This is a genomic window from Azospirillum mesophilum (assembly GCF_053470405.2).
In genome coordinates this window covers 1-559 of sequence record NZ_JBPXMQ020000130.1, presented here as the reverse complement: position 1 = coordinate 559, position 559 = coordinate 1, and the positions used below count along the sequence as shown (strand labels likewise).

The 559-nt window shown below is 57.4% G+C and carries 1 rRNA gene; it reads left to right on the top strand.

Features of this window, described 5'->3' with window-relative positions:
* Positions 1-559: ribosomal RNA gene (locus ACSVC7_RS32760) — 23S ribosomal RNA — on the top strand; the annotation flags it as partial.

Here is a 559-nt window from a genome sequence, read left to right as displayed (position 1 = left end):
TAGGCGGAGGCGCAGCGAAAGCGAGTCTGAACAGGGCGTCAGAGTTGCAGGCTTTAGACCCGAAACCCGGTGATCTAGCCATGGGCAGGTTGAAGGTGCGGTAACACGCACTGGAGGACCGAACTCACGCCTGTTGAAAAAGTCGGAGATGACCTGTGGCTAGGGGTGAAAGGCCAATCAAACCGGGAAATAGCTGGTTCTCCGCGAAAGCTATTTAGGTAGCGCGTCGGGCGATTGCCCACGGGGGTAGAGCACTGGATGGGCTAGGGGGCCGCGAGGCTTACCAAACCTAACCAAACTCCGAATACCGTGGAGCACAGCCCGGCAGACAGACGGTGGGTGCTAAGGTCCATCGTCGAGAGGGAAACAGCCCAGACCGCCAGCTAAGGCCCCCAAATCACGGCTAAGTGGGAAAGGATGTGGGAAGGCCATGACAACCAGGAGGTTGGCTTAGAAGCAGCCATCCTTTAAAGAAAGCGTAATAGCTCACTGGTCTAGTTAAGCCGGCCTGCGCCGAAAATGTATCGGGGCTCAAGCCGTGTGCCGAAGCTGCGGATGT